The following is a 25472-nucleotide window of genomic DNA, read 5'->3' on the forward strand; positions in this document are numbered from 1 at the left end:
AGCGCGGGTGCAATTTGACCCGTGTTTTTTTATCATTGTGCGCAGACATCGCTACCTTAATATTGCGCACTGGCGGGATGCCCGTGTACGGGACGTTCATTGATGAACCTGAGCTTCAGTTTTTTCGTGCTTTATCTCCTCTCCTCCCTCACGCTGATCGCCGTGCAAATCTGGCTATTTTTTGTTGTTTATTCACCTGCCGGGTCGTTGGTTTCTCATCTGATTTGTCGTGCTGGAAATGCCTTCGCAGTATTTTTTCAGTTTTTCGTGGCAGTCTCTGGAGAGTTTCCTTTTGGCATCCTCGTGTCGCAAACCCGCTACATTGATGACGTGGTACGCATGCTGGCGCTGATGTTTGTACTGTTACATGGCATAGTTTATGTTTTCGTAATACACGGCGGCTTGCCGAAACCCAGACGCGAATGGCGCGACTGATAATGTAAAGAGTTCAGAATGATGAATACGATAGTTAACAATGAGATGACCCGGCTGCTTGGCATAATGCAGCGCCTGCGCGACCCGGAAAGCGGCTGCCCGTGGGACAAAGAGCAGACTTTTGCCACCATCGCCCCCTATACCCTCGAAGAAACCTATGAAGTACTTGATGCTATTGCCCGGGAAGATTTCGACGATCTGCGCGGCGAGCTGGGCGATCTGCTATTCCAGGTCGTGTTCTATGCTCAGATGGCACAGGAAGAGGGGCGTTTTGATTTTAATGATGTTTGCGCCGCCATCAGCGACAAGCTGGAGCGCCGTCACCCGCATATTTTCGGCGATGCTTCAGCGGGTAACAGCAGCGAAGTACTGGCGCGTTGGGAACAAATTAAAAGCGCAGAGAGAGCCGAAAAGTCCCAGCACTCTGCACTGGACGATATTCCGCATAGCCTGCCCGCGCTGATGCGCGCGCATAAAATCCAGCGACGCTGCTCGGCAGTAGGTTTTGACTGGACTTCGCTTGGCCCGGTTTTGGACAAAGTGCACGAAGAGATTGATGAAGTCATGCACGAGGCGCAGCAGGCGGTGATTGATGAAGCTAAACTGGAGGAGGAAGTCGGCGACCTGCTGTTCGCGACGGTCAACTTATCCCGCCATTTAGGGGTGAAAGCCGAAGTTGCGCTGCAAAAAGCGAACCTCAAGTTTGAGCGCCGTTTCCGTGAAGTTGAGCGGATTGTCGCCGCGCGGGGCCTGGAAATGACCGGTGTTGACCTCGATACCATGGAAGATGTGTGGCAAGAGGTAAAACGCCAGGAAACTGATCTCTAAAGGGTTTTCGTGATCAAGCGCTATTTGTGTGATTTTTTAAATAACAAGCGCTTGATTTACGTCAAAAACATTTCGCCGAAAGCGGCTATTTTCTCACTCCCTGCGTTGTGTGGGCCTGATGAAAAGGAGGGATAATGAAAGTTTGTGGCGTTAGTCATGATCGGGTATACTGCTTTCCCGTCTTGGTTATTCCATCGTCTTTTAAACCTAACTTCTCAGGTTCAGCATGACAACGAACTATATTTTTGTGACCGGCGGGGTCGTATCCTCTCTGGGTAAAGGCATTGCCGCAGCTTCCCTGGCAGCCATTCTTGAAGCCCGTGGGCTTAACGTGACCATGATGAAACTGGATCCGTACATCAACGTCGATCCGGGCACCATGAGCCCAATCCAACACGGGGAAGTGTTCGTTACTGAAGACGGCGCTGAAACCGATCTGGACCTTGGCCACTATGAGCGTTTCATTCGCACCAAAATGAGCCGCCGTAACAACTTCACTACGGGTCGTATCTACTCCGACGTTCTGCGTAAAGAGCGCCGTGGCGATTATCTGGGCGCAACCGTACAGGTTATTCCGCATATCACCAACGCTATCAAAGAGCGCGTGCTGGCGGGCGGCGAAGGCCATGATGTGGTGCTGGTTGAAATTGGTGGTACCGTCGGCGATATCGAGTCGCTGCCGTTCCTCGAAGCGATTCGCCAGCTGGCGGTGGATATCGGTCGTGAAAACGCACTGTTTATGCATTTGACTCTGGTGCCGTACCTGGCCGCTGCGGGTGAAGTCAAAACCAAGCCGACCCAGCACTCCGTTAAAGAACTGCTCTCCATCGGTATTCAGCCTGATATTCTGGTCTGCCGTTCCGATCGCGCCATTCCGGCGAACGAACGTGCCAAAATTGCATTGTTCTGCAATGTGCCAGAAAAAGCCGTTATTTCGATGAAAGACGTCGATTCTATTTATAAAATTCCAGGCCTGTTGAAATCTCAGGGGCTGGACGATTATATTTGTAAACGATTCAGCTTAAGCTGTCCGGAAGCGAACCTGGCCGAATGGGAACAGGTTATTTACGAAGAAGCCAATCCGGCAGGTGAAGTCACCATTGGTATGGTCGGCAAGTACATTGAACTGCCGGATGCCTACAAATCGGTGATTGAAGCGCTGAAGCACGGTGGTCTGAAAAACCGCGTTACCGTCAACATCAAGCTGATCGATTCGCAAGATGTAGAAACGCGCGGCGTCGAAATTCTGAAAAATTTAGATGCTATCCTGATTCCTGGTGGCTTCGGCTATCGCGGGGTTGAAGGTAAGATTGCCACTGCGCGCTATGCACGTGAAAACAATATTCCATATCTGGGAATTTGCCTGGGTATGCAGGTTGCGCTGATTGAGTTCGCGCGCAACGTAGCGGGGATGGAAAACGCCAACTCCACGGAATTTGTGCCAGACTGTAAGTACCCGGTTGTGGCCCTTATTACCGAATGGCGTGATGAAGAAGGTAATGTCGAAGTCCGTTCTGATAAGAGCGACCTCGGCGGCACGATGCGCCTTGGAGCGCAGCAGTGCCAACTGGGTGACGATAGTCTGGTGCGCCAGCTGTACGGCGAACCAACCATTACCGAACGCCATCGCCACCGCTATGAAGTCAACAACATGCTGTTGAAACCGATTGAAAATGCGGGCCTGCGTATTGCGGGACGTTCCGGGGATGATCAGTTGGTCGAGATCATCGAGGTGCCGAATCATCCGTGGTTTGTTGCCTGTCAGTTCCATCCGGAGTTTACTTCGACGCCGCGTGATGGTCACCCACTGTTTGCTGGCTTTGTGAAAGCCGCAGCCGAGTACCAGAAGCGTCAGGCGAAGTAAAAGAGTTAGAACGGCAATGCACCCATCCGGGTGCATTGTTTGTCTGGAGTTTTAGTTTAACTTGTACTGAGGAAAACCTAATGTCCAAAATCGTTAAAGTCATCGGTCGTGAAATCATCGACTCCCGTGGTAACCCGACTGTTGAAGCTGAAGTACACCTGGAAGGTGGTTTCGTCGGTATGGCAGCTGCTCCGTCAGGTGCTTCTACTGGTTCCCGCGAAGCGCTGGAACTGCGTGATGGCGACAAATCCCGTTTCATGGGTAAAGGCGTACTGAAAGCTGTTGGCGCGGTTAACGGCCCGATCGCTCAGGCAATCCTTGGCAAAGACGCCAAAGATCAGGCTGGCATCGACAAAATCATGATCGACCTGGACGGTACTGAAAACAAATCTAACTTCGGTGCGAACGCAATCCTGGCCGTATCTCTGGCTAACGCCAAAGCCGCTGCTGCTTCTAAAGGTCAGCCGCTGTATGAGCACATCGCTGAACTGAACGGCACCCCGGGCAAATACTCCATGCCGGTTCCGATGATGAACATCATCAACGGTGGCGAGCACGCAGACAACAACGTCGACATCCAGGAATTTATGATTCAGCCAGTTGGTGCTAAATCCCTGAAAGAAGCCGTACGTATGGGTTCTGAAGTGTTCCACAACCTGGCTAAAGTTCTGAAAGCTAAAGGTATGAACACTGCAGTTGGTGACGAAGGCGGCTACGCGCCGAACCTGGGTTCCAACGCTGAAGCACTGGCTGTTATCGCTGAAGCTGTTAAAGCTGCTGGCTACGAGCTGGGCACCGACATCACCCTGGCGATGGACTGTGCAGCTTCCGAATTCTACAAAGACGGTAAATACGTTCTGGCTGGCGAAGGTAACAAAGCGTTCACCTCTGAAGAATTCACTCACTTCCTGGAAGACCTGACCAAACAGTATCCGATCGTGTCTATCGAAGACGGTCTGGACGAATCTGATTGGGATGGTTTCGCATACCAGACTAAAGTACTGGGCGACAAAATCCAGCTGGTTGGTGACGATCTGTTCGTAACCAACACCAAGATCCTGAAAGAAGGTATCGACAAAGGCATCGTTAACTCCATCCTGATCAAATTCAACCAGATCGGTTCTCTGACCGAAACTCTGGCTGCGATCAAAATGGCGAAAGACGCTGGCTACACTGCCGTTATCTCTCACCGTTCAGGCGAAACTGAAGACGCTACCATTGCTGACCTGGCTGTTGGTACCGCTGCAGGCCAGATCAAAACCGGTTCTATGAGCCGTTCTGACCGCGTTGCTAAATACAACCAGCTGATTCGTATCGAAGAAGCTCTGGGCGAAAAAGCACCGTACAATGGTCGTAAAGAGATCAAAGGCCAGGCATAAGCCTGTCTTTATCTGATATGAAAATGCCAGCCTTCGGGCTGGCATTTTTTTGCCTTTACAAAAGCAGCTACTTAAAATCTACCGCCATTTGCTGCGGAATAGAAAGCCCGCGCGTGGTCTGCACGCAGCGGTCGATATAATCGGTAAAGCGCGGCGGTTTTGGCATCCCCATACTCAGCAGCTTGTCGTTACTGAATCGCACGTTAAGCGTGGCGAACGCACCATACAGGCGCATAGCTTTTAGCATCAGACGCTCGTTGCAGGGGCCAAAGATATCCTTCAGCTCGCGGCGCATTTTAACCAGCGTCTCATAGCTGACCTGGGCGTATTTATTGCCAACCGGAGCCTGTTCCAACGCCGATGCCATAGCGCTGTCGATATCCGCAAATCTCACGCTATTTTCTTCACCTGCCGAAATGTGCACTATCTCTCCGCGAGCAAGCGGGCTGTTGAGAAGCATCAGCAGCGCATCGGCGCAGTAATCGACGGGGATAACGTCAATGCGGTCTTCCATCGAACACATAAATTTTTGTAGCATCAGACCCATGCTGAATACCCAGAAGATGCTGCTGGAAGGCTGACAGCCGTGATGAGTGTGACCAACCACAATCGAGGGGCGGGCAATAACCAGTGGCAGCGTTGGGCACTCCTGCTGCATCAGGCGTTCTATGGTTGATTTAGAGTGGGTGTACTCGACCAGATGCTCGGCGCGTTCACGGAACTCTACGTTTTCCGACACCAGTGAATCCTGTTCAGGTGAACACGACATTGCCGTGCCTACATGCAGGAAGCGCTGAAGGCTGATGACCTGCGCCATTCTCCGGACAAACTTAAGCGTTCCCTCGACATTCACTTTCCAGATGAGCGGGTTGTTGCCAAAGGAGGCGACGGCGGCGCAGTTGATAACGTGAGTGACCTGATCCAGGCGAGGGTCGGTAAGAAATACTTCCGGATCCGCCAAATCACCCAGCAGAATGCTCCGTGAATTCAGTGCTGCCAGCTTCTCTTCTGCAATATTGAATTTACGCAGGTTTTCCTTTACCCGTTCAAGTGCGGCTGCATCATCATTGGCGCGAACAAGCAGTAGCAGATTAAATCTATTTTCCTGATTAAGAATATTTTCTAAAACTGCCCCGCCCAGAAATCCGGTCACGCCTGTGATTAACAATGTATTCATGAGTTCAATCTCGTCATGGTTGGTTTACGGATTCTAGGTGCAGGGGATTAAACGGAAGGTAAATGAAAAATTAGATGTTTTTCAGTTTGTTAAGGTTATCTTAAGCTTGCGTGATTCAGTGGATCAAGTTGGACTTCGGGTAATGACAATAAATTCATAATTTCATGTATCAATTTGTATAATAGTGATATGTAAGCTTTTTTATTTTTGAGGTATTTATTTCTATTTCTGTTTTTTTTAATATTTTGTTACATCAAAAATAAAACTATATTAAATTTGTTGTCAGAATAACTATTACTCAGCTAATTAGGGTCTGGATTAACCATGCAATGCATTTAACATGTTTCTACTGCCTTTCCTTAAATGTATGAGTAATGTATGACAACGTTTCTTCTGGAAGGCGCACACCGATATCGTGGAAATCCTCCCTGGTGGTTCGGCGTATTTTTTGTATCTTTTGTTGTTATCCGATGATATGCAGAAATTTCAACTTTGGTACAGAAAGTACACTATTTTGGTAAACTTCACGAGAATATGAGTGTCTGATTTTTTATCATTTAAAATAATGTGGTTAGATGCTATTCAATAATGCATGTTTGTAATGATTACGTTGGTAGAGTGTTGTCTTGTAAAAATAGTATTATAAAAAAGGGTATATATTTAGGTGTTCCCCGCGCCAGCGGGGTGTCATATTTAGTGGGGTAGCAGCATACCCGGGTATTAAAAGGACTGTTTCATCAGGTCGCGTAGTACCACGATATTCATTACCACCATTCCCACAATAATCATTATCCTGATGAATTTTCTACCGTTTGTAACATATGAGACAAAGTCGTCGAGAGATACATTGCGAAAGCTCATACGTTTTCGCTGCCAGACCTTATAATCCCATCGGAGATCCTTTCTCTCGGGAGTGGGGTTGATTAAGCTATAAATACAAAAGTAAATAAGTACATCAAAAGCGATAAGCGATATCAGCATCGCCAGAACAGGCGTTCCCCAATGATTCGCGCCCATATCCTTGATCAGAAAAATACTGGCAGCAAAATAGAGTGTACCGAAAATAAACTTACATAGCCTGGGGTGCTGGGCTAAAAAATGATTAATATGCATTTGTTGCTCCTGAATAAGACATGACTACCAGCGCCCGGATGCACCGCCTCCCCCTGAAGAGCCGCCGCCACCGCGAAAACTACCGCCGGACGATGAGCCTCCGCCCCCTCCGGATTTAAAGCCACCGCCGAGAACAATGACGACAATCGCCAGGACTGCGATGATAAATTCTACGAACCGACTCGCGGCATTTGCTAACCATTCGGTATCCAGGTAGAGGGCAAGGATAATTAATGCGACTACGATGAATAGCACGACGCCCGCTATTTTTTTTCTGCTTTTGGACTTTTCAATTAAATCGGAAGTGGGTGACGATGCATGAGATTTTTTTCCTGCCCTGGAGGGGTTCTTCTTTTTTTTGCCCTTCACGACATCGCTTATTGACGCGATTATTATGCGGCCGTTAACGAAAATATTATGTAGACGCGATAACAATGGCATAAATATCAACAGGCTGAAACTAATGTTCCCAATCTGTCGCATGATAGCGTCTTCTCGAAGAACGAAGGACCACATACACATTGTGACCAGTGAAACCACGGCAATAATCGTTTTGCTACAGCCGAATCGGTACAAGGCGACGATGATAACCATCATCAGCAGCGTGAAGGTGAAGCAGGGGAGGGTCAGCTTCGGCTTAGCGAGCAAATGATCTGCTAATGCTTCAAAGATGTCGCCCCCGATCTCAGTCTGGCGAGTGGGCATTTGTTCTGCCGCCGCCAACGTACTGGTGAGATCGGAAATTGGCGGCGTTTGGTCAGCAAACGCAGGCAATCCGCACAGCGCCAGCAATAAAAGAAGAATACGCATTATGATTCCCTTGCGTGGAGTAATGTTACCAGCGCCCGGACGCGCCACCGCCGCCTGAAGACCCGCCGCCGCCGCGAAAATTATCACGCGATGAGCGGCCGGTACGAACGCCGCTACGGCCTGAAGATCTACCGTTCTTTTGTTCTTTCGCGGTGTTTGATGCCCGTACTATTTTCCTGAAGGCTTTTCCGGCGGTGGTCGGCGTCAGCATAAGAATCAAAAACACGATAAACGGCGTGGCGAAGCTAAGCAGGGCGAACAGTTTTCCCCAGCCAGCGGTATGACCTGAAATGGGCAGCGCAAACGCCAGAATAATGGCAACCGTACAAATGACCCCCAGCGTTTTGAGCCCGCCTCTGATGGCAATGAATAACAGCACTACCGCCCAAATTAGTAGCGCCCAGCCCCCGCTGAACGGCATTGGCGCACTTGTTGATACCGGCGGCTGTTCGCCGTTGGCGAGACGTTCCCCAATAGCGGCAACCCCTTGCTGCAGCCCCACCATCAGGTCGCCGTTTTTAAACGCCGGAATAATCTTCTGACGGATGATTTGCCCAGCCTGCGCATCGGTCAGGGTGCCTTCCAACCCGTATCCCACTTCGATACGGACCGTATGATCCTGCCATGCGACCAGCAGTAAAATACCGTCATCGCGCTTTTGGTCGCCCAGTTTCCAGGCGTCAAAAACCCGCGTGGTATATTGCTCAATCGTTTCTTCGCCGCTGGTCGGTACCACCAGAATGGCCACCTGGCCGGGTATCGCGTGGACCTCTTGTGTCAGAGCGTTGGTCTGCGCCTCGCTGAGCGTGTGGGTTAAATCCGTCACCTGATAGCGCAGCTCCGGAACAGGAACAGCGAGTGATTGAAAGCTAAAGAAAATCAATAAAAATACGATGACGCGCACGGCTTAACCTCCTGTTAATGCTGGCTGAAATCAACAGTCGGCGCTTTGCTGATGGTCACAACGTCATCCGGCAGATAATTCTTCTTCGGCTGGTAATCCATAACCTTCGCCGTCATGACGGCAGGGAATTGGCGGATGGTGACGTTATATTTTTCAATCGCTTTAATATAACGACCGCGGGCGACAACAATGCGGTTTTCGCTGCCTTCCAGTTGAGTCATCAGATCCTTATATAACTCTTGTGCTTTTAATTCAGGATAACGTTCGCTGATAATGGTTAATTGCCCAAGCGAGCGGGTTAATTGTCTTTGCGCCTGCTGCCAGTCTGCTAATTTTTGTGCGTCGTCGGGGGCCTGCTGTAATTTTCCGCTGGCGAGATTGGCCTGAGCGCGAGCCAGCGTAACCGCCTCCAGTACCTCACTTTCATGGCTGGCGTAACCCTTAACGCTGGCAACAAGGTTGGGGATAAGGTCTGCGCGGCGCTGATACTGGTTAAGAACCTCCGACCAGGCTGAGTTGGTTTGTTCATCATAGGCCTGGATGTCGTTATAGCCGCAGCCGGATAAGTTCACTATAAATATAAAAACAACGAATATTCTGAGCATGTCATATCCTTTTGAGTTATTGCTCCGTAAAACTATATTAAGCGCGGTGGTTATAATTTTATCTAATTATTTTCTGAATTTTAGCGAGTAATTGTCCAAATAAATGTATCTGTAAAGATACTGAGCGTATCAGAGGCAAAGCAAAGCAGTTTTGCCTGACTATCCGCGATCTGCGATAATGCGCGCTCATAACCCCAGACAGAGACGATTATGCAGTACCCGATTAACGAGATGTTCCAGACCTTGCAAGGCGAGGGTTACTTCACCGGCGTTCCCGCCATTTTTATTCGTCTACAGGGATGTCCGGTAGGTTGCGCCTGGTGCGATACCAAACATACCTGGGATAAGCTTGCCGATCGGGAAGTGTCGCTGTTCAGCATTCTGGCAAAAACCAAAGAGAGCGATAAGTGGGGTCCGGCAAGCGGCGAGGATCTGCTGGCGATCATCGGGCGTCAGGGCTGGACTGCCCGCCACGTGGTGATTACGGGCGGTGAGCCCTGCATTCATGATTTAACGCCATTAACCTTGCTGCTGGAGCAAAACGGGTTTAGCTGTCAGATAGAAACCAGCGGCACGCACGAGGTGCGCTGTACGCCCCATACCTGGGTGACGGTATCGCCAAAGGTGAATATGCGCGGTGGCTATGATGTGCTGTCTCAGGCGCTACAGCGAGCGGATGAAATTAAACATCCGGTTGGGCGCGTACGCGATATCGAAGCGCTGGATGAACTGCTGGAAACGCTGGCTGACGACAAACCGCGGATTATTGCGCTACAGCCCATCAGCCAAAAAGACGATGCGACGCGGTTGTGCATTGAGACCTGTATCGCCCGCAACTGGCGTCTCTCCATGCAGACGCATAAGTATTTGAATATTGCTTAGATATTTCGCCGGGTAGATATCATCCGCCCGGCGTACTCATTACGCGTTCGACCAGCTTTGAATCGCGTCGACGTTATCCAGATTGCCATGGGTAACTTCGTATGATTTTTTCAAAATCACATCGGTGTGTTGAGTTAAATCCCTGAAGATCCCCTTATTCAATGCCTCGTACCGGCTGGCATTGTTCTCAATCGGCATAAACACATCTTTTACCCGGACCATGTTTTCAATCGCCTTCTCATAAGAGGGATATAAGCCCAGTGCAACCGCCGTGTTGATTGCCGCCCCCAGGCTCGCGCAGCCGTTAATGGCGTTGCGTCTGGCCGGCAGGTTGAACACATCGGCAAAGATTTGCATAAACAGGTCGCTGTTCGAACCACCGCCGGTAATGATGATATGTTTGGCGAAGTGGTTCATTTCATTGCACATATTGTCGTAGTTATTTTTCAACGTCAGAGCAACGCTCTCCAGAATAGAGCGGTAAATCCACGCGTAATCCATGCTGGAGTCAAAGCCGATCATGATGCCGCGTTTGTAGGGCTCCCAGGGATTGGTCAGCCAGTCCAGCACGGTCATCAGACCGTTGCAGCCCGGAGGCACGACGGAGGCTTTTTTATTGAGCAAGTCTTCCGGCGACAGACCCTGCGCTTGAGCATCCTGGATTAAGGACTCACCCAGCATGTCCCGTAGCCAGCTAACCGTCCACATCCCCTTGCGAATGCCATATCCTTCGTACAGCAGAGTCTCTGGGATGGAGGACATAATTGGCCAATAGGCGACGGGGTCTTTCGGCAACGCTTTGCCGTTCATCATTAGGGCGATATAGGTACCCAATGAGATCACCGCCGTTTCGTCATCCAGTAACCCTGCACCGAGCGCTTCAACCGGTTTGTCGCTGGTAGTGCAGATAACCGGCAGCCCAGCCGGGAAGCCGGTGGAGAGAGCAGCCTGCTCGGTAAGATGGCCTAAGATGGTGCCCGGCATCTGCACATCGAACAGCATCTTGCGCGGAATATTAAACTTCTTCACCACCTCGTCGTCGTCGCTCCACGCCCAGGTTTTATAATCCACCGGCCATTGACCAAAGTAGTTAGCGATGTTGTCTTTGAACTCGCCGGTTAAGCGGTGCGACAAATAGCCTGAAAACGAAGTAACCCAGGCAACATCGGGATTGGTATGCTCATAGGGCCGGGTGACGCGGGCGTCCTGCCAGCTAATAAGCGGCTCGGCGGGCGTGCCGTCGGCTTTCAGTAACGCGCGGCAGCAGCGAATAGAACCCAGGCCGATGCCGACAATATCTTCTTTATGACCGGCGAACTGACTCATCAATTCCTTTCCGGCGAAACATAAAGAGGTCCATAAATCGTCGTCAGGGTGCTCAGCCGTATCGGCATCCGGGGTGTGCATCGGCTGCAACAAGCCTTTTCCCTCGCAGACCACGTTTCCCTGCAGATCGTACATCACGACCTTGGTACTCTGGCTTCCGCCATCAATTCCAATGATGTATTTCTTTGACATTATTATTCTCCTTTAAATTTTCACCATCACTCGCCAGTAGCGTTAGCGGCCAGCGATGTTTCGTTTTCTGGTGTGGCATCGGCGCTACGTATTTTTCTGAACAACAGGAAGGTAAAGAGGATCACCATGCATAGTGCGACTAAGCCCATCAACCACATATTGCGGTAGGCTTCTGTCGGGGGCAGGGTGTCCTGCCAGTGGCCGATAATCGGATAGACAAAAACATCGGGCAGGAAGCCAATGACCGAGCAGATACCGACGGTGGTTCCCATGATGTAATTTGGCGTTCTCGCTTCGCCAGGGCAGGCCCAATAGAGTCCGCGTGAGGCATAGCAGGTGAAGCCCAGCAGCAGAATCAGGCCGATACCCATGGCAACGGATTGTGGGTTTGAGTTGGTTGCCAACAGCGCGATCAGCGCTACGACTCCAACAATTGACAGTAATTGAATGACCCGGGTCGGCGATTTTACTTTGCTATAAGTCGTGATAATGCCGCCCAGCGGGCCGCAGAAGGCGCGGAAGATCTTGTTGATCACAATTCCCATATAGCTCGCGGCCACCAGCGACATACCGTACATTTCCGTCAGATAGTTGGTGGAGTAGCTGAGAATGGCGTAGATAGTAAAGACGCCAAAAATCACCATGCTGCAGTACCAGGTGGTGCTAATACGCAGAACGGCGAGAATATCGCTGAGCTGGAACGCTTTTTTCTCTTCTTTTTCCGCATTGCTGTGCTGAGGAGCGTCACTAACGAAGAACCAGCACAATATTCCCAACAGGATATAGACCACGCTGTAGATGATGATGACCGTCTTCAGGCTGTTGCTGTCATCAGGCTCGAAGCGGGAAAATGCCCACATGGTAAATACCGCCAGCGACATCACGCCGACGCCGCGCAGCCCCTCCATCCAGCCCATGATTTTCCCCTGCTCGCTATGATCGCCAAGCAGAGAGGCCGCTTTAATTGACACTGACCACAGCATCAGAATAGTGGTTATAGCAAAGGCGACCTGAATACAAAGCATGACCCACAGCGGCGGATAAGTCGCCATTAATAAACCCAGTAGTCCGGTAACAATCATCGCTGAAGTAATCATTTTGCGATGGGAGAATTTATCGGCAATAACCCCGCTGGGCGCGTAAAGAATAATGGCGGCAATACCGAATGTGCTCATTATTAAGCCGATCTCGGTATTGCTAAATCCCATAAACTTAGCCATTGGAATTTGATAGATATAGCGTAAATAGGCAAGGTCGAAACTGACGCCACCGCTGAAACTAATAATGGCAAGCGTTATCCAACGGCGATATGAGGTTTGTTGCATATCGTAATCTCATTTTGTATAGACGAAAAAAAGAGAAAAGTAAACCCGCCTTGTTCAGGTGGATTACTTTTCTCAGGTCTCTAGTAATTGTGACTAGAAATAGCATGTCAGCGTGACATTTAGTGTGAGAATAATCACGATTCGTAGTTTTACGCTCGATTGTGAAGTGAAAGATTTATCTGTGATTACGATCACATTAGATGCTTAAGCGTTGTGTTAAAAATTTACCCCAGTTACCAGAGATAATGAGAAAGGTGACTTCCCTCTTGCGGGGGAAGTTGCCTTTCTTTTTTTTTGCCTAAAGGAATTTGGAGCTTAACTATGTCGATCGAATCTCTTAATGCATTCTCAATGGATTTCTTCTCACTGAAAGGTAAAACGGCGATTGTCACTGGCGGCAATAGCGGGCTGGGTCAGGCCTTTGCCATGGCGCTGGCGAAAGCCGGAGCAAATCTGTTTATCCCAAGCTTTGTGAAGGATAACGGTGAAACAAAAGAAATGATTGAAAAACAGGGTGTTGAGGTTGAATTCATGCAAGTGGATATCACCGCTAAAGGTGCCCCGCAGCAGATCATCGCCGCCTGTTGCGAGCGCTTTGGCACGGTAGATATCCTGGTCAACAACGCCGGGATTTGTAAGCTGAACAAGGTCCTGGACTTCGGTCGTGCGGATTGGGATCCGATGATTGACGTTAACCTGACGGCGCCATTTGAGCTGAGCTATGAAGCGGCAAAAATTATGATTCCGCAAAACAGCGGAAAAATAATCAATATTTGTTCTTTATTCTCTTACCTTGGCGGACAGTGGTCTCCGGCTTATTCAGCAACTAAACATGCGCTTGCCGGTTTCACAAAAGCATATTGTGATGAATTAGGGCAGTATAATATTCAGGTTAATGGTATCGCTCCGGGTTATTACGCTACCGATATTACTCTGGCTACCCGTAGCAATCCTGAAACTAATCAACGGGTGCTCGATCATATCCCGGCAAATCGCTGGGGTGATACTCAGGACTTAATGGGGGCTGCCGTATTTTTAGCCAGTCAGGCATCAAATTATGTTAACGGTCATCTGTTGGTCGTCGATGGTGGTTATCTGGTGCGTTAATTTGTAACCGGTGGTTTCTGTTTCCATTTATTATATTACACAAAATCATTCAAGATGCATCGAGGCGGCAAGGGAATTAAATCCCCAGGAGCATAGATGACTATGTGACTGGGGTTTATGAGCGCAGCCAACAAAGAGGCAGTTTGAAGGATGACGTGTATATTCCGAATTAATTATCAGGAAGGAATTACTATGTCTCTATCCCGTGAAGCGATTGTTGACCAATTAAAAGAAATTGTTGGCTCCGATCGCGTTATTACTGATGAAACCGTTTTAAAGCGAAATAGTATTGACCGTTTTCGTAAATATGCGGACATCCATGGCGTTTTTACACTGCCGCTGCCTGCCGCAGTGGTTAAGTTAGGCTCGACCGAACAGGTTTCCAACGTGCTGGCGTTTATGAACCAGCATAAAATCAACGGCGTTCCGCGTACCGGTGCATCCGCGACCGAAGGCGGCCTGGAAACCGTGGTGGAAAATTCCGTGGTGCTGGACGGCGCTGGAATGAACCAAATCCTCAATATTGATATTGAGAATATGCAGGCGACCGCGCAGTGTGGCGTACCGCTCGAAATTCTGGAAAACGCGCTGCGGGCTAAAGGCTATACCACCGGACACTCACCGCAGTCTAAACCGCTGGCACAGATGGGCGGCCTGGTGGCAACCCGCAGTATCGGCCAGTTTTCCACGCTGTACGGGGCGATTGAAGATATGGTGGTCGGGCTGGAAGCCGTGCTGCCGGACGGCACCGTCACCCGCATCAAAAACGTCCCGCGTCGTGCTGCCGGCCCGGACATTCGCCACATCATTATCGGCAACGAAGGTGCGCTGTGCTATATCACTGAAGTCACAGTGAAAATCTTCAAGTTTACCCCGGAAAATAACCTGTTCTATGGCTATATCCTGGATGACATGAAGGTTGGGTTCAATATCCTGCGCGAAGTGATGGTGGAAGGGTATCGCCCGTCAATTGCTCGCCTTTACGATGCAGAAGATGGCACCCAACACTTTACCCATTTTGCCGACGGCAAATGCGTTCTGATCTTTATGGCGGAAGGCAACCCGCTGATGGCGAAAGCGACCGGTGAAGGGATTGCGGAAGTGGTTGCGCGCTATCCACAGTGCCAGCGCGTGGACAGCAAGCTGATCGAAGCCTGGTTTAATCACCTGAACTGGGGCCCGGAAAAAGTGGCTGCTGAACGTGTGCAGATCCTCAAAACCGGCAATATGGGCTTCACTACCGAGGTTTCCGGCTGCTGGAGCTGCATCCATGAAATCTATGAAAGCGTGATCAACCGCATCCGCACCGAATTTCCTCACGCGGACGATATCACCATGCTGGGCGGCCACTCTTCACATAGCTACATGAACGGCACCAACATGTACTTCGTCTACGACTACAACGTGGTGGACTGCAAGCCGGAAGAGGAAATCGATAAGTACCACAACCCGCTGAACAAGATTATCTGCGAAGAGACGATTCGTCTCGGCGGTTCGATGGTGCATCACCACGGGATTGGTAAACATCGCGTTCACTGGAGCAAGCTGGAACACGGTAGCGCCTGGCCGCTGCTGGAAGGGCTGAAGAAGCAGTTTGATCCAAACGGTATCATGAATACCGGAACGATTTATCCGATTGAAAAATAAGAGTGACACGGCTTCTCAACCGGGAAGCCGTTTTTATCGGACCATGAAGGGATAGAAATGAATACTTCACCGGTGCGAATGGACGATTTACCGCTTAACGGTTTTCACTGCCGCATTGCCGCGCTGACCTTCGGCGCACATCTGGTTGACGGCTATGTCCTGGGCGTTATCGGTTACGCCATTATTCAACTGACCCCTGCTATGCATCTGACGCCTTTTATGGCCGGGATGATTGGCGGGGCGGCGCTGCTTGGGCTTTTTATCGGCAGCCTGGTTCTGGGATGGGTTTCGGATCATATTGGCCGCCAAAAAATTTTCAACTTCAGCTTTGTGCTGATTACCGTCGCTTCATTTCTGCAATTTTTTGCTACCACGCCCGAACAGCTGATTGGTTTGCGAGTCCTGATAGGGATCGGCCTCGGCGGAGATTACTCCGTGGGCCACACGTTGCTGGCCGAGTTCTCGCCGCGCAAACACCGAGGGATTTTGCTCGGTTCGTTTAGCGTGGTATGGACCGTCGGTTACGTCCTGGCAAGCCTTGCCGGGCATCATTTTATTAGTGAAAACCCGGATGCATGGCGCTGGCTGCTGGCATCGTCAGCCCTGCCAGCGCTGCTCATCACACTGTTGCGCTGGGGAACGCCGGAATCCCCACGCTGGTTGATGCGTCAGGGGCGGTTCGCTGAAGCCCATGCCGTGGTGCATCGCTGTTTTGGTATGCACGTACAACTGGGCGATGAGGTAACGAAAGAGACGAATAAACATATCCTAACCCTGTTCTCATCCCGCTACTGGCGGCGCACGGCTTTTAATAGCATCTTTTTTGTCTGTCTGGTGATCCCATGGTTCGTTATCTACACCTGGCTTCCCACCATTGCTGAAACCATCGGCCTTGAAGATGCATTGACCGCCAGCCTGATGCTAAATGCGCTGCTGATCGTTGGCGCGCTGCTGGGCCTGGTATTGACCCATCTGCTGGCCCATCGCCATTTCCTGCTCGGCAGCTTTCTGCTGCTTGCGGCGACATTAATCGTGATGGCCTGCTTACCTCAAGGCAGCCACTGGACGTTGCTGCTTTTTGTCTTATTCAGCACCACGATTTCGGCGGTGAGTAACCTGGTAGGGATTTTACCCGCAGAAAGTTTTCCGACGGATATTCGCTCGCTGGGCGTTGGATTCGCCACCGCTATGAGCCGACTTGGCGCCGCAATCAGCACCGGCCTGCTGCCCTGGACCCTGGCGCAATGGGGGATGACGGTGACGCTGCTGCTATTGGCCGGGGTATTGCTGGTTGGCTTCGTGGTGACCTGGCTGTGGGCGCCTGAAACCAAAGCGCTGCCGCTGGTGGCGGCCGGAAGCGGCGACCAAAGACAAGGAGGTAAAAATGAACATTCTATTGGCGTTTAAGCCGGAACCTGATGCCAGCATGCTGGCTGAAAAGGACTGGCAGGCCGCCGGGCGGGATACCTGCGGCCCTGATGTCTCGCTATTGCGTTGCACTATCGGTGCCGATGAACAGGCCGCGGCTGCGCTGTTGTTGGCCCAGCGCAATGCAGGCTGCGAGATGAACCTGACCGCCTTAAGCATTGGCGATGAACGCGCGCTGCACTGGCTGCGCTACTTCGCAGCGCTGGGATTTGATCAGCGGGTGCTGCTGGAGGTGGCTGCGGATTTACGCTTTGCGCCATCGTTTATTGCCGGGCAAATTGCCGACTGGCAGCGCAGCCACGGTGCTGAGCTGATCGTCACCGGCTGTCAGAGCAGCGAAGGGCAGAATGGCCAGACGCCGTTTCTGCTGGCGGAAATGCTGGACTGGCCCTGTTTCACCCAGGTCGAGCGCTTTACCCTTGAGCCGCCTTTTATCGTTATCGAGCAGCGAACAACCCACGGTATCCGCCGTTGCAAGGTGCGGCTACCGGTGGTCATTGCCGTCAGGCAGTGCGGTGAGGTAGCGCTTGCGGTGCCCGGTATGCGCCAACGTCTGGCGGCGGCAAAGGCGGATATCGTGCGTCAGGCGGTCAGCGCTGAGGTGATGCCCGCCGTTCAGTGCTTGCGTCTGACTCGCCCGGAACCGCGGCGCAGCGCGGTTATTGTCGACGGGGCAACGGCGCAGGAGAAAGCCAGGATGCTATGGGAGAGTTATCTACGTCAGAGGATACAGCCATGAAGATAGCGATGGTGATGACAGCGGGTGATCGCGCCGCGATGGGACACTGGCTGGCGACAAATGAGCCTGGTCAGGCGGAGGTGGAACGCTGGATTATTGATGCCGAACCGGAAGTTGCTGAGCAGCTTCTTGATGCGCTGGTCGTCCAGTGGCGGCAGACGCCGGTCGATATGTTGATATTTCCAGCCGGGATTTTGGGCGATGAGCTGGCAACAAGGCTGGCCTGGCGTTTACAAGGCGGCAGCGTATGTCAGGTGCTGTCAGTCAATGCGCAAGAGGGTAGAGTGACCAAATCTCATTGGGGCAATGCATTGACGGCTACCCTGGGGTTTAGCGCCCGACCGCTGTGCCTGTCTCTGGCGCGGCAAGCCGGCGGTAGCGTGACTGGTGATTTTCCCGCCGATCTGACGACACGCCATATTGCGCCGACGGTTTTACCCAACTGGTTAATCAGTGTTGAAAGCGTGGAGCGCTCGGGAGATCATCCCTTGCAGGAGGCGAATCAGGTGCTGGTTGTCGGGCAGGGCGGTGAGGTCGTTGATGCCGAAAAAATAGCGGCTATCGCGCAACGTCTGGGGGCGGAAGCGGGATACAGCCGTGCGCGGGTGATGAACGGCGGCTATGATGCCGATCGCCTGATTGGCATCTCCGGTCATCTGCTGGCGGCGGATGTCTGCATTGTGGCGGGCGCATCGGGCGCGGCGGCGCTGATGGCAGGCGTTCGGGATAGCCGGTTTATTGTGGCGATCAATCATGATGCCAGCGCGCCGGTATTCTCTCAGGCGGATGTTGGTATTGTTGACGATTGGCTACCGGTGCTTGAGGAACTGGTCGCCTGCGTAGAAGCATAGTGGCCGCCCGGCAAAGACGCGAGCACAATATCTAAAACAGGTCCGGTAGCCCGGGTAAGGCGTTTACGCCGCGACCCGGGAACAAAGCCGATAAATTAATTAAGCTGTTTTGCTAATTTCCAGACGTTGGTATTGGTGGTTGAAAGAGCCGCGACGCCCGCTTTCATCGCATTGCGCGCATCTTCCTCATCGCAAACCAATCCCCCGGCGATCAGCGGCTGGCGAATTTTCTCCGTTACCCATCCCAGGACTTTCGGCATACAGCCCGGCAGGATTTCAATGCAATCCGGATTAGACTGCGCCACCTGCTTATCAATATTGTGAAAGGAAATAGAGTCGACGATAAACAGACGATGAATGCAGAAGAAGCCTTCCGCTCTGGCCGCTTTGAGCATCGGCGCTTTGGTGCTGATGATGCCGTCCGCCTCGGTAACCAACTTCAAAAACTGAATCACCACCTCTTTATTAGACGCTCCCTCCAGCAGGTCGACATGAATAAACGCATATTTACCGGCGTTTTTGATCTTCTTGACGATGTTGCTGATGGTGCAGATATTGCCGTACAGCACGGAGATAAACTGGCATTCGGAATCGATGGCTAATTGCAGGCTGGCGTTATCTTTGACGGCCGCAATAACCGGATTTTGTCGGAGCAGGTGTAGCAGGGGCATGGTGTGTCCTTTGTATTTTATTCGTCATACTTCAAGCTGCTGGTACGGTTTTCTCCCTCTCCCCGAAGGGGAGAGGGGACCGTTCTGCTGGCGTTTTTTATTACATAACAATGTATTAGCCTTTCAGCTTTATTACCCAAAACGGAATGTAATACCAAAACCAGAGTCAGGATAGCGCCATTCTTTCAGCGTTGCCTCATCGCATAACAACCGGCAGGTGCCGCATTCCAGACAGCCGCGATAGTCGACCCGCAGCTCACCTTCCGCCGTGCGTGAGAAAATCCCGGCGGGGCAGGATTGAATCAGCAACTCGGCGATTTCCGGAGTCGGTGAAGCGGATGGAACAATATGTGGGCTGTCGGCGGGACGCCAGACGTTGCGGGCTACAGACATCGTAAACTCCTGACAAGATCGCCTGCCAGATGGCGCAGGCCGTGACGGCGAAGCTGACGCCAGACTATCTGGCGCAGCGGCGGAACCGGGCTCGCGCCCTGCAGCCAAAGTTCGCGGGAAATGTCTTCCATTAACGCAGGCCACTGGCGATACCAGCCGGGGCGTTGCAGCAGTGTGGGCATATGCTGATAGCGCTGAAGAATCTCCCACAGCAGGCTGCGTTCAACGTCCTGGTGATATTGTGCAAACAGGTTTTGCGGCGCGCTTTGCTGACAGGCTCGAATCAACGTTTGCGCTGCCGCCTGAGCACCGATGAGCGCCATATCCATCCCGCGCACGGTAAAGCCGGTATTGATACAGGTGCGTAGCGCATCGCCAACCAGTAGCCAGCCGTCTCCGCCGTACTGCACGGGCATGCTATGCAGACCGCCTTCGGGCACCAGATGCGCACCATACTCCAGCGTTTCACTCCCTCGTAGCAAAGGGCGCAGGGCCGGATGTGATTTGAGATTATCCAGCAGTTCAGAGGCCGGAGCCGCGCCTTTTCCCAGCGAGGAGAGCGGGCAAACAATGCCGAATGAGAGGGTATCCTGATTGGTATAAAGAAACGCGCCGCCGGGCAAATCCCCGCAGACGCCGCCGGTGAAGAGCATCGCCGCCCCCTCGTTACCTTCCAGGCGAAAGCGATCTTCCAGCGTTTTTTGCTCCAGCGCCAGCACCGCTTTAATCCCTAACGCCATTGACGATGGGGAAGGGCGAGGCACTAAACCATGCCGCTCCGCCAGCTCGCTGTTAGCCCCTTCAGCCAGTACGACATAGCGAGCGCGCAGGGTTTCATTATCGCAAATAACGCCGCAGACCCGACCATTTTCGCGATACAGCGCCTCGACCGTCGCCCCGGTAATACACTGGACGCCTTCATCTTCGGCCTGGCCGACAAACCACGGATCGAAGCGGGCGCGCAGGAGACTCCAGGAGTCGCCGTTGGGTTGCAGGCTGGAATATGTCGTTGCGCCGTTTGCGGTCATCAGGGCCAGACTTTCCTGGGTAATGCGGCGTTCAAGCGGAGCGGATTGCTGAAAATGAGGAAGGAGTTCGGCAAGCGCATGGCAATACAGCCGCCCGCCGGAAAGATTTTTACTGCCGGGAAGTTCGCCGCGTTCAAGCAACAGAACGGAAAGTCCTGCCCGCGCACAGCGTAAAGCACAAGCGGTGCCAGCTATCCCTGCACCAATGATAATAATATCAAAATCGTCAGCCATATTGCGCCCCAGATATCCAGAGCGCATAAGCTAACATGACGTTATTTAAGGAATATTGACCGTCGACACAAACGCTTTAATCACTCGCCGCGATAGACGCAGCCCGCCGTGCAGGTCTCTTTAATCATCACCGCGCTCAGTAGCGGAACCAGAGGTTTCATCTGATCCCAAATCCATTTTGCCAGCACTTCGCTGGTAGGATTTTCTAGTCCCGGAATATCGTTCAGATAGTAGTGATCCAGCCTGTCGTAAGTCGGCTTAAATGCGGCCTTAAGCTCGGCAAAATCCATGATCCACCCGGTATGGGGATCGACTTCACCGGTAATCTCCAGGCGCACCATAAAAGAGTGACCGTGCAGGCGACCGCACTTATGCCCTTGCGGTACATGCGGCAGGTGGTGAGCGGCTTCGAAGGTGAAATCTTTAAACAGCGTGGTGGACATCTTTTATTCTCAATATGGCAAAAAAACCGCCGTAGGGTACCGGAAAGCACCTTTTTTCGCATTAACTAAAACGGCCCTGAACAGAAAATGGACATATTCATCTGGTTTATTGGGATTAAATTATTATATATCATGGGGTTATTTAATCGATTTTGTTGTTAATAACTATAACTAAAACAGGTTAGTCCATTTGGTTATTTGTTATTTCCATCCCTTCTTTAATTGTTACTATCTGCACCGTTACCCTTATCACTCGTCATACTTCGAGCCGCATGTGCGTTGGCTTTACTCGCTCACCCCAGTCACTTACTTATGTAAGCTCCCGGGGATTCGCTGCGTCGCCGCCTGCCTGCAACTCGAATTATTTAGAGTGAACACATTCTCTTTTGTTTTATCGCGCTGACAGGCTGCGACTAACAGCTTTGCTTACTGGAACATAACGACGCATGACGACACAGGCCCCACCTTCTAATTTGCTACCGCTTAACCCGGAGCAAATGGCGCGCCTTCAGGCGGCCACGACTGACTTCACGCCAACCCAGCTGGCCTGGGTTTCCGGCTATTTCTGGGGCGTGCTGAACCAGCAGCCCGGCGCGGCGGTTGTCGCTCCAGCCCAGGCAGTTGAAGTCCCTTCCATTACCCTTATTTCGGCATCGCAAACCGGCAACGCCCGCCGCGTCGCTGAAGCGCTGCGTGACGATTTGCAGGCCGCGCAACTGAACGTGAAGCTGGTTAACGCAGGCGACTATAAATTCAAACAAATTGCCTCCGAGAAACTGCTGGTTGTCGTGACGTCAACGCAAGGCGAAGGTGAGCCGCCGGAAGAAGCCGTCGCGCTGCATAAGTTCCTGTTTTCGAAAAAAGCGCCGAAGCTGACCGATACTGCGTTTGCCGTATTTGGCCTTGGCGATACCTCCTATGAATTCTTCTGCCAGTCCGGTAAAGATTTTGATAACAAACTGGCCGAACTGGGCGGTGAACGCCTGCTCGACCGGGTTGACTCTGATGTGGAATACCAGGGTGCCGCCGCTGAATGGCGTGCCCGCGTGGTTGAGGCGCTGAAAGCCCGCGCGCCTGCTGCCGCGCCGTCCCAACTGGTGACCAGCGGTGCGGTGAATGAGATTCACACCAGCCCGTATACCAAAGAAGCGCCGCTGACCGCGACGCTCGCCGCGAATCAAAAAATCACCGGTCGTGATTCAGAAAAAGATGTGCGCCATATTGAAATTGACCTCGGCGACTCTGGCCTGCGCTATCAGCCGGGCGATGCGCTGGGCGTTTGGTACCAGAACGACCCTGCTCTGGTCAAAGAACTGGTGGAGCTGCTGTGGCTGCAGGGCACGGAACCGGTGACGGTTGACGGTAAAACCCTGCCGCTTGCTGAAGCGCTGGAGTGGCACTTCGAGCTGACGGTTAACACCGGCAATATCGTTGAGAACTACGCCACCTTAACCCGCAGCGAATCTCTGCTGCCGATGGTGGGCGATAAGGCACAGCTCCAGCATTACGCCGCGACCACGCCGATCGTCGACATGGTGCGTTTCTCTCCGGCGCAACTGGATGCTCAGGTAGTGATTGACCTGCTGCGCCCGCTGACGCCGCGCCTGTACTCTATCGCTTCGTCACAGGCGGAAACCGAAAACGAAGTGCACGTCACCGTCGGCGTTGTCCGCTATGACATCGAAGGCCGCGCCCGCACCGGCGGCGCTTCCAGCTTCCTTGCCGACCGCGTCGAAGAAGATGGCGAAGTTCGCGTCTTTATCGAGCATAACGATAACTTCCGTCTGCCTGCTAACCCAGAGACGCCAGTTATCATGATTGGCCCGGGTACCGGCATCGCGCCGTTCCGCGCCTTTATGCAGCAGCGCGCGGCAGAAGGCGCAGAAGGCAAGAACTGGCTGTTCTTCGGCAACCCGCACTTTACCGAAGATTTCCTCTACCAGGTGGAGTGGCAGAGCTACGTCAAAGAGGGCGTACTGAGCCGCATCGACCTGGCCTGGTCTCGCGACCAAAAAGAAAAAGTATACGTACAAGACAAACTGCGCGAACAGGGCGCAGAGCTGTGGCGCTGGATTAACGACGGTGCCCATATTTATGTCTGCGGCGATGCCAATCGTATGGCAAAAGACGTTGAGCAGACGTTGCTGGAAGTGATTGCCGAATTTGGCGCGATGGACGCCGAAGCGGCGGACGAATTTTTAAGTGAGCTGCGCGTTGAGCGCCGTTATCAGCGAGATGTCTACTAATGAGCGAAAAACATCCAGGCCCGCTGGTGGTCGAAGGTAAACTGGTCGATGCCGAGCGCATGAAGATCGAAAGTAACTACCTGCGCGGCACCATTGCGGAAGATCTGAACGACGGTCTGACCGGCGGTTTTAAAGGCGATAACTTCCTGCTGATCCGCTTTCACGGCATGTATCAGCAGGATGATCGCGATATTCGCGCCGAGCGTGCGGCACAGAAGCTGGAACCGCGCCATGCGATGCTGCTGCGCTGCCGTCTGCCGGGCGGGGTGATCACCACTAAACAGTGGCAGGCGATTGACAAATTCGCCGCCGATAACACTATTTATGGCAGCATCCGTCTGACCAACCGTCAGACCTTCCAGTTCCACGGCATTCTGAAGAAGAACGTCAAGCCGGTGCACCAGATGCTGCATTCGGTCGGGCTGGATGCGCTGGCGACCGCCAACGATATGAACCGTAACGTGCTGTGTACCTCTAACCCGAACGAGTCTCAGCTTCATGCTGAAGCCTATGAATGGGCGAAGAAGATCTCCGAGCACCTGCTGCCGCGTACTCGCGCTTATGCAGAGATCTGGTTGGATCAGAAGAAGGTCGCCACCACCGATGAAGAGCCGATCCTCGGTCAGACCTATCTGCCGCGTAAGTTCAAAACGACCGTGGTGATCCCGCCGCAGAACGATATCGATCTGCACGCTAACGATATGAACTTCGTAGCGATTGCCGAAAACGGCAAGCTGGTGGGCTTTAATCTGCTGGTTGGCGGCGGTTTATCCATCGAGCACGGCAACAAGAAAACCTACGCCCGCACGGCGAGCGAATTCGGCTATCTGCCGATTGAGCACACTCTGGCGGTGGCGGAAGCGGTGGTGACCACCCAGCGCGATTGGGGCAACCGTACCGACCGTAAAAATGCGAAAACCAAATATACTCTGGAACGCGTTGGCGTTGAGACCTTTAAGGCGGAAGTTGAACGCCGGGCGGGTATCAAGTTTGAGCCGATTCGCCCGTACGAGTTTACCGGCCGCGGCGATCGCATCGGTTGGGTAAAAGGTATCGACAATAACTGGCACCTGACGCTGTTTATTGAAAACGGTCGTATCCTTGATTACCCGGGGCGTCCGTTGAAAACCGGCCTGTTGAAGATTGCGAAGATCCATAAAGGTGAATTCCGCATTACGGCCAACCAGAACCTGATCATTGCCGGTGTTCCTGACGATCAGAAGGCGAAGATCGAGAAGCTGGCCCGCGATCACGGTCTGATGAATGCCGTCACGCCGCAGCGTGAAAACTCCATGGCCTGCGTGTCGTTTCCGACCTGTCCGCTGGCGATGGCCGAAGCCGAACGCTTCTTGCCATCGTTCACCGATAAAGTTGAGGGAGTGATGAGCAAGCATGGCGTCGCTGATGAGCATATCGTCACCCGCGTGACCGGCTGCCCGAACGGCTGCGGCCGCGCGATGCTGGCGGAGGTGGGTCTGGTGGGTAAAGCGCCGGGCCGCTACAACCTGCATCTTGGCGGCAACCGCAGCGGGACGCGTATTCCGCGCATGTATCGGGAAAATATTACCGAGTCGGAAATTCTCGACTCCCTTGACGAACTGGTAGGGCGCTGGGCGAAAGAGCGCGAAGCGGGTGAAGGCTTCGGCGACTTTACGGTGCGTGCGGGCATCATTCGCCCGGTGCTCGACCCAGCCCGGGATTTCTGGGAATAACACCGTCACCCCTCACCCCAACCCTCTCTCCGTGGGGGAGAGGGGATAGTTCGGTGCCGTCTTTTCTCTCCCCGTTCCTACGGGGCTAGTAGGCCACCGGAGCCGTCTTTTCTCCCTCGCCCCTTTGGGGAGA

The 25472-nt window shown here is 52.5% G+C and carries 23 protein-coding genes; 12 read left to right on the top strand and 11 right to left on the bottom strand.

The window, feature by feature from the left end; translation table 11 throughout:
* Positions 1 to 102: 102 nt before the first annotated feature.
* The 4 genes from ACMYSL_RS06190 (at position 103) to eno (ending at position 4506) form a co-directional block, all read left to right on the top strand.
* Positions 103 to 435 (top strand): hypothetical protein, encoded by a 333-nt coding sequence (locus ACMYSL_RS06190; RefSeq protein ID WP_434661782.1) that lies wholly within the window; start codon positions 103 to 105, stop codon positions 433 to 435.
* 21 nt (positions 436 to 456) lie between these two features.
* Positions 457 to 1263, top strand: a complete 807-nt coding sequence (mazG, locus tag ACMYSL_RS06195; RefSeq protein WP_434663967.1) for a nucleoside triphosphate pyrophosphohydrolase — start codon at positions 457 to 459, stop codon at positions 1261 to 1263.
* Between the two features lie 226 nt (positions 1264 to 1489).
* Positions 1490 to 3127, top strand: coding sequence for a glutamine hydrolyzing CTP synthase (pyrG, locus tag ACMYSL_RS06200; RefSeq protein ID WP_182234552.1), 1638 nt, complete (start codon positions 1490 to 1492; stop codon positions 3125 to 3127).
* An 80-nt stretch (positions 3128 to 3207) separates the two neighbouring features.
* The gene (gene eno / locus ACMYSL_RS06205) at positions 3208 to 4506 is read left to right on the top strand and encodes a phosphopyruvate hydratase (RefSeq protein WP_110275870.1); all 1299 of its coding nucleotides are present in this window, start codon (positions 3208 to 3210) and stop codon (positions 4504 to 4506) included.
* A 67-nt stretch (positions 4507 to 4573) separates the two neighbouring features.
* Here eno and ACMYSL_RS06210 read toward each other — a convergent pair whose 3' ends face one another.
* From ACMYSL_RS06210 to ACMYSL_RS06230, 5 genes are all read right to left on the bottom strand, one after another.
* Positions 4574 to 5683: an SDR family oxidoreductase gene (locus ACMYSL_RS06210; RefSeq protein WP_434661784.1), complete on the bottom strand. Its 1110-nt coding sequence runs from the start codon at positions 5681 to 5683 to the stop codon at positions 4574 to 4576.
* A gap of 720 nt (positions 5684 to 6403) precedes the next feature.
* The gene (locus ACMYSL_RS06215) at positions 6404 to 6796 is read right to left on the bottom strand and encodes a hypothetical protein (protein ID WP_434661786.1); all 393 of its coding nucleotides are present in this window, start codon (positions 6794 to 6796) and stop codon (positions 6404 to 6406) included.
* Between the two features lie 24 nt (positions 6797 to 6820).
* The gene (locus tag ACMYSL_RS06220) at positions 6821 to 7606 is read right to left on the bottom strand and encodes a hypothetical protein (protein ID WP_434661788.1); all 786 of its coding nucleotides are present in this window, start codon (positions 7604 to 7606) and stop codon (positions 6821 to 6823) included.
* A gap of 25 nt (positions 7607 to 7631) precedes the next feature.
* Complete coding sequence (locus tag ACMYSL_RS06225) at positions 7632 to 8510, bottom strand: TPM domain-containing protein (RefSeq protein WP_434661790.1); 879 nt, start codon at positions 8508 to 8510, stop codon at positions 7632 to 7634.
* A 14-nt stretch (positions 8511 to 8524) separates the two neighbouring features.
* On the bottom strand, positions 8525 to 9115 hold the full coding sequence (locus ACMYSL_RS06230; protein ID WP_434661792.1) for a LemA family protein: 591 nt from the start codon (positions 9113 to 9115) through the stop codon (positions 8525 to 8527).
* 210 nt (positions 9116 to 9325) lie between these two features.
* Here ACMYSL_RS06230 and queE point away from each other — a divergent pair, with 210 nt between their 5' ends.
* Positions 9326 to 9997: a 7-carboxy-7-deazaguanine synthase QueE gene (gene queE, locus ACMYSL_RS06235; protein WP_434661794.1), complete on the top strand. Its 672-nt coding sequence runs from the start codon at positions 9326 to 9328 to the stop codon at positions 9995 to 9997.
* Between the two features lie 39 nt (positions 9998 to 10036).
* Here the strand turns inward: queE and ACMYSL_RS06240 are convergent, their stop codons facing one another.
* Positions 10037 to 11515, bottom strand: a complete 1479-nt coding sequence (locus tag ACMYSL_RS06240) for an FGGY-family carbohydrate kinase (RefSeq protein WP_434661796.1) — start codon at positions 11513 to 11515, stop codon at positions 10037 to 10039.
* Between the two features lie 26 nt (positions 11516 to 11541).
* Complete coding sequence (locus ACMYSL_RS06245) at positions 11542 to 12840, bottom strand: MFS transporter (RefSeq protein ID WP_434661798.1); 1299 nt, start codon at positions 12838 to 12840, stop codon at positions 11542 to 11544.
* A gap of 321 nt (positions 12841 to 13161) precedes the next feature.
* Here ACMYSL_RS06245 and ACMYSL_RS06250 point away from each other — a divergent pair, with 321 nt between their 5' ends.
* The 5 genes from ACMYSL_RS06250 (at position 13162) to ACMYSL_RS06270 (ending at position 18612) form a co-directional block, all read left to right on the top strand.
* Positions 13162 to 13947, top strand: a complete 786-nt coding sequence (locus ACMYSL_RS06250; RefSeq protein ID WP_110275863.1) for an SDR family oxidoreductase — start codon at positions 13162 to 13164, stop codon at positions 13945 to 13947.
* Between the two features lie 192 nt (positions 13948 to 14139).
* The gene (locus ACMYSL_RS06255) at positions 14140 to 15594 is read left to right on the top strand and encodes an FAD-binding oxidoreductase (RefSeq protein WP_434661801.1); all 1455 of its coding nucleotides are present in this window, start codon (positions 14140 to 14142) and stop codon (positions 15592 to 15594) included.
* Positions 15595 to 15651: 57 nt separating this feature from the next.
* On the top strand, positions 15652 to 17001 hold the full coding sequence (locus ACMYSL_RS06260; RefSeq protein ID WP_434661803.1) for an MFS transporter: 1350 nt from the start codon (positions 15652 to 15654) through the stop codon (positions 16999 to 17001).
* On the top strand, positions 16979 to 17761 hold the full coding sequence (locus ACMYSL_RS06265; RefSeq protein ID WP_434661805.1) for an electron transfer flavoprotein subunit beta/FixA family protein: 783 nt from the start codon (positions 16979 to 16981) through the stop codon (positions 17759 to 17761). Before ACMYSL_RS06260 ends, ACMYSL_RS06265 begins: the two co-directional genes overlap by 23 nt.
* Positions 17758 to 18612: an FAD-binding protein gene (locus ACMYSL_RS06270; protein WP_434661807.1), complete on the top strand. Its 855-nt coding sequence runs from the start codon at positions 17758 to 17760 to the stop codon at positions 18610 to 18612. Before ACMYSL_RS06265 ends, ACMYSL_RS06270 begins: the two co-directional genes overlap by 4 nt.
* Positions 18613 to 18707: 95 nt before the next feature.
* On the opposite strand, the gene ACMYSL_RS06275 is transcribed toward ACMYSL_RS06270, so the two are convergent.
* From ACMYSL_RS06275 to queD, 4 genes are all read right to left on the bottom strand, one after another.
* Positions 18708 to 19283 carry a glycerol-3-phosphate responsive antiterminator gene (locus ACMYSL_RS06275; RefSeq protein WP_181485107.1) on the bottom strand — a complete coding sequence of 192 codons (576 nt, stop codon included), beginning with the start codon at positions 19281 to 19283 and terminating at the stop codon, positions 18708 to 18710.
* A 132-nt stretch (positions 19284 to 19415) separates the two neighbouring features.
* A complete protein-coding gene (locus ACMYSL_RS06280; protein ID WP_434661809.1) occupies positions 19416 to 19676 on the bottom strand; it encodes a ferredoxin family protein in 261 nt (86 codons plus the stop codon).
* Complete coding sequence (locus ACMYSL_RS06285; RefSeq protein WP_434661811.1) at positions 19667 to 20938, bottom strand: FAD-dependent oxidoreductase; 1272 nt, start codon at positions 20936 to 20938, stop codon at positions 19667 to 19669. Before ACMYSL_RS06285 ends, ACMYSL_RS06280 begins: the two co-directional genes overlap by 10 nt.
* Positions 20939 to 21018: 80 nt before the next feature.
* Positions 21019 to 21381 carry a 6-carboxytetrahydropterin synthase QueD gene (gene queD, locus ACMYSL_RS06290; RefSeq protein WP_182234530.1) on the bottom strand — a complete coding sequence of 121 codons (363 nt, stop codon included), beginning with the start codon at positions 21379 to 21381 and terminating at the stop codon, positions 21019 to 21021.
* A 446-nt stretch (positions 21382 to 21827) separates the two neighbouring features.
* Here queD and cysJ point away from each other — a divergent pair, with 446 nt between their 5' ends.
* Complete coding sequence (gene cysJ, locus ACMYSL_RS06295) at positions 21828 to 23627, top strand: NADPH-dependent assimilatory sulfite reductase flavoprotein subunit (RefSeq protein ID WP_434661814.1); 1800 nt, start codon at positions 21828 to 21830, stop codon at positions 23625 to 23627.
* On the top strand, positions 23627 to 25339 hold the full coding sequence (gene cysI, locus ACMYSL_RS06300; RefSeq protein WP_182234526.1) for an assimilatory sulfite reductase (NADPH) hemoprotein subunit: 1713 nt from the start codon (positions 23627 to 23629) through the stop codon (positions 25337 to 25339). The genes cysJ and cysI overlap by 1 nt, the downstream gene beginning before the upstream one ends.
* The last annotated feature ends 133 nt before the right edge of the window (positions 25340 to 25472 follow it).

The organism is Klebsiella sp. MISC125 (assembly GCF_051131775.1).
GTDB lineage: Bacteria > Pseudomonadota > Gammaproteobacteria > Enterobacterales > Enterobacteriaceae > Klebsiella.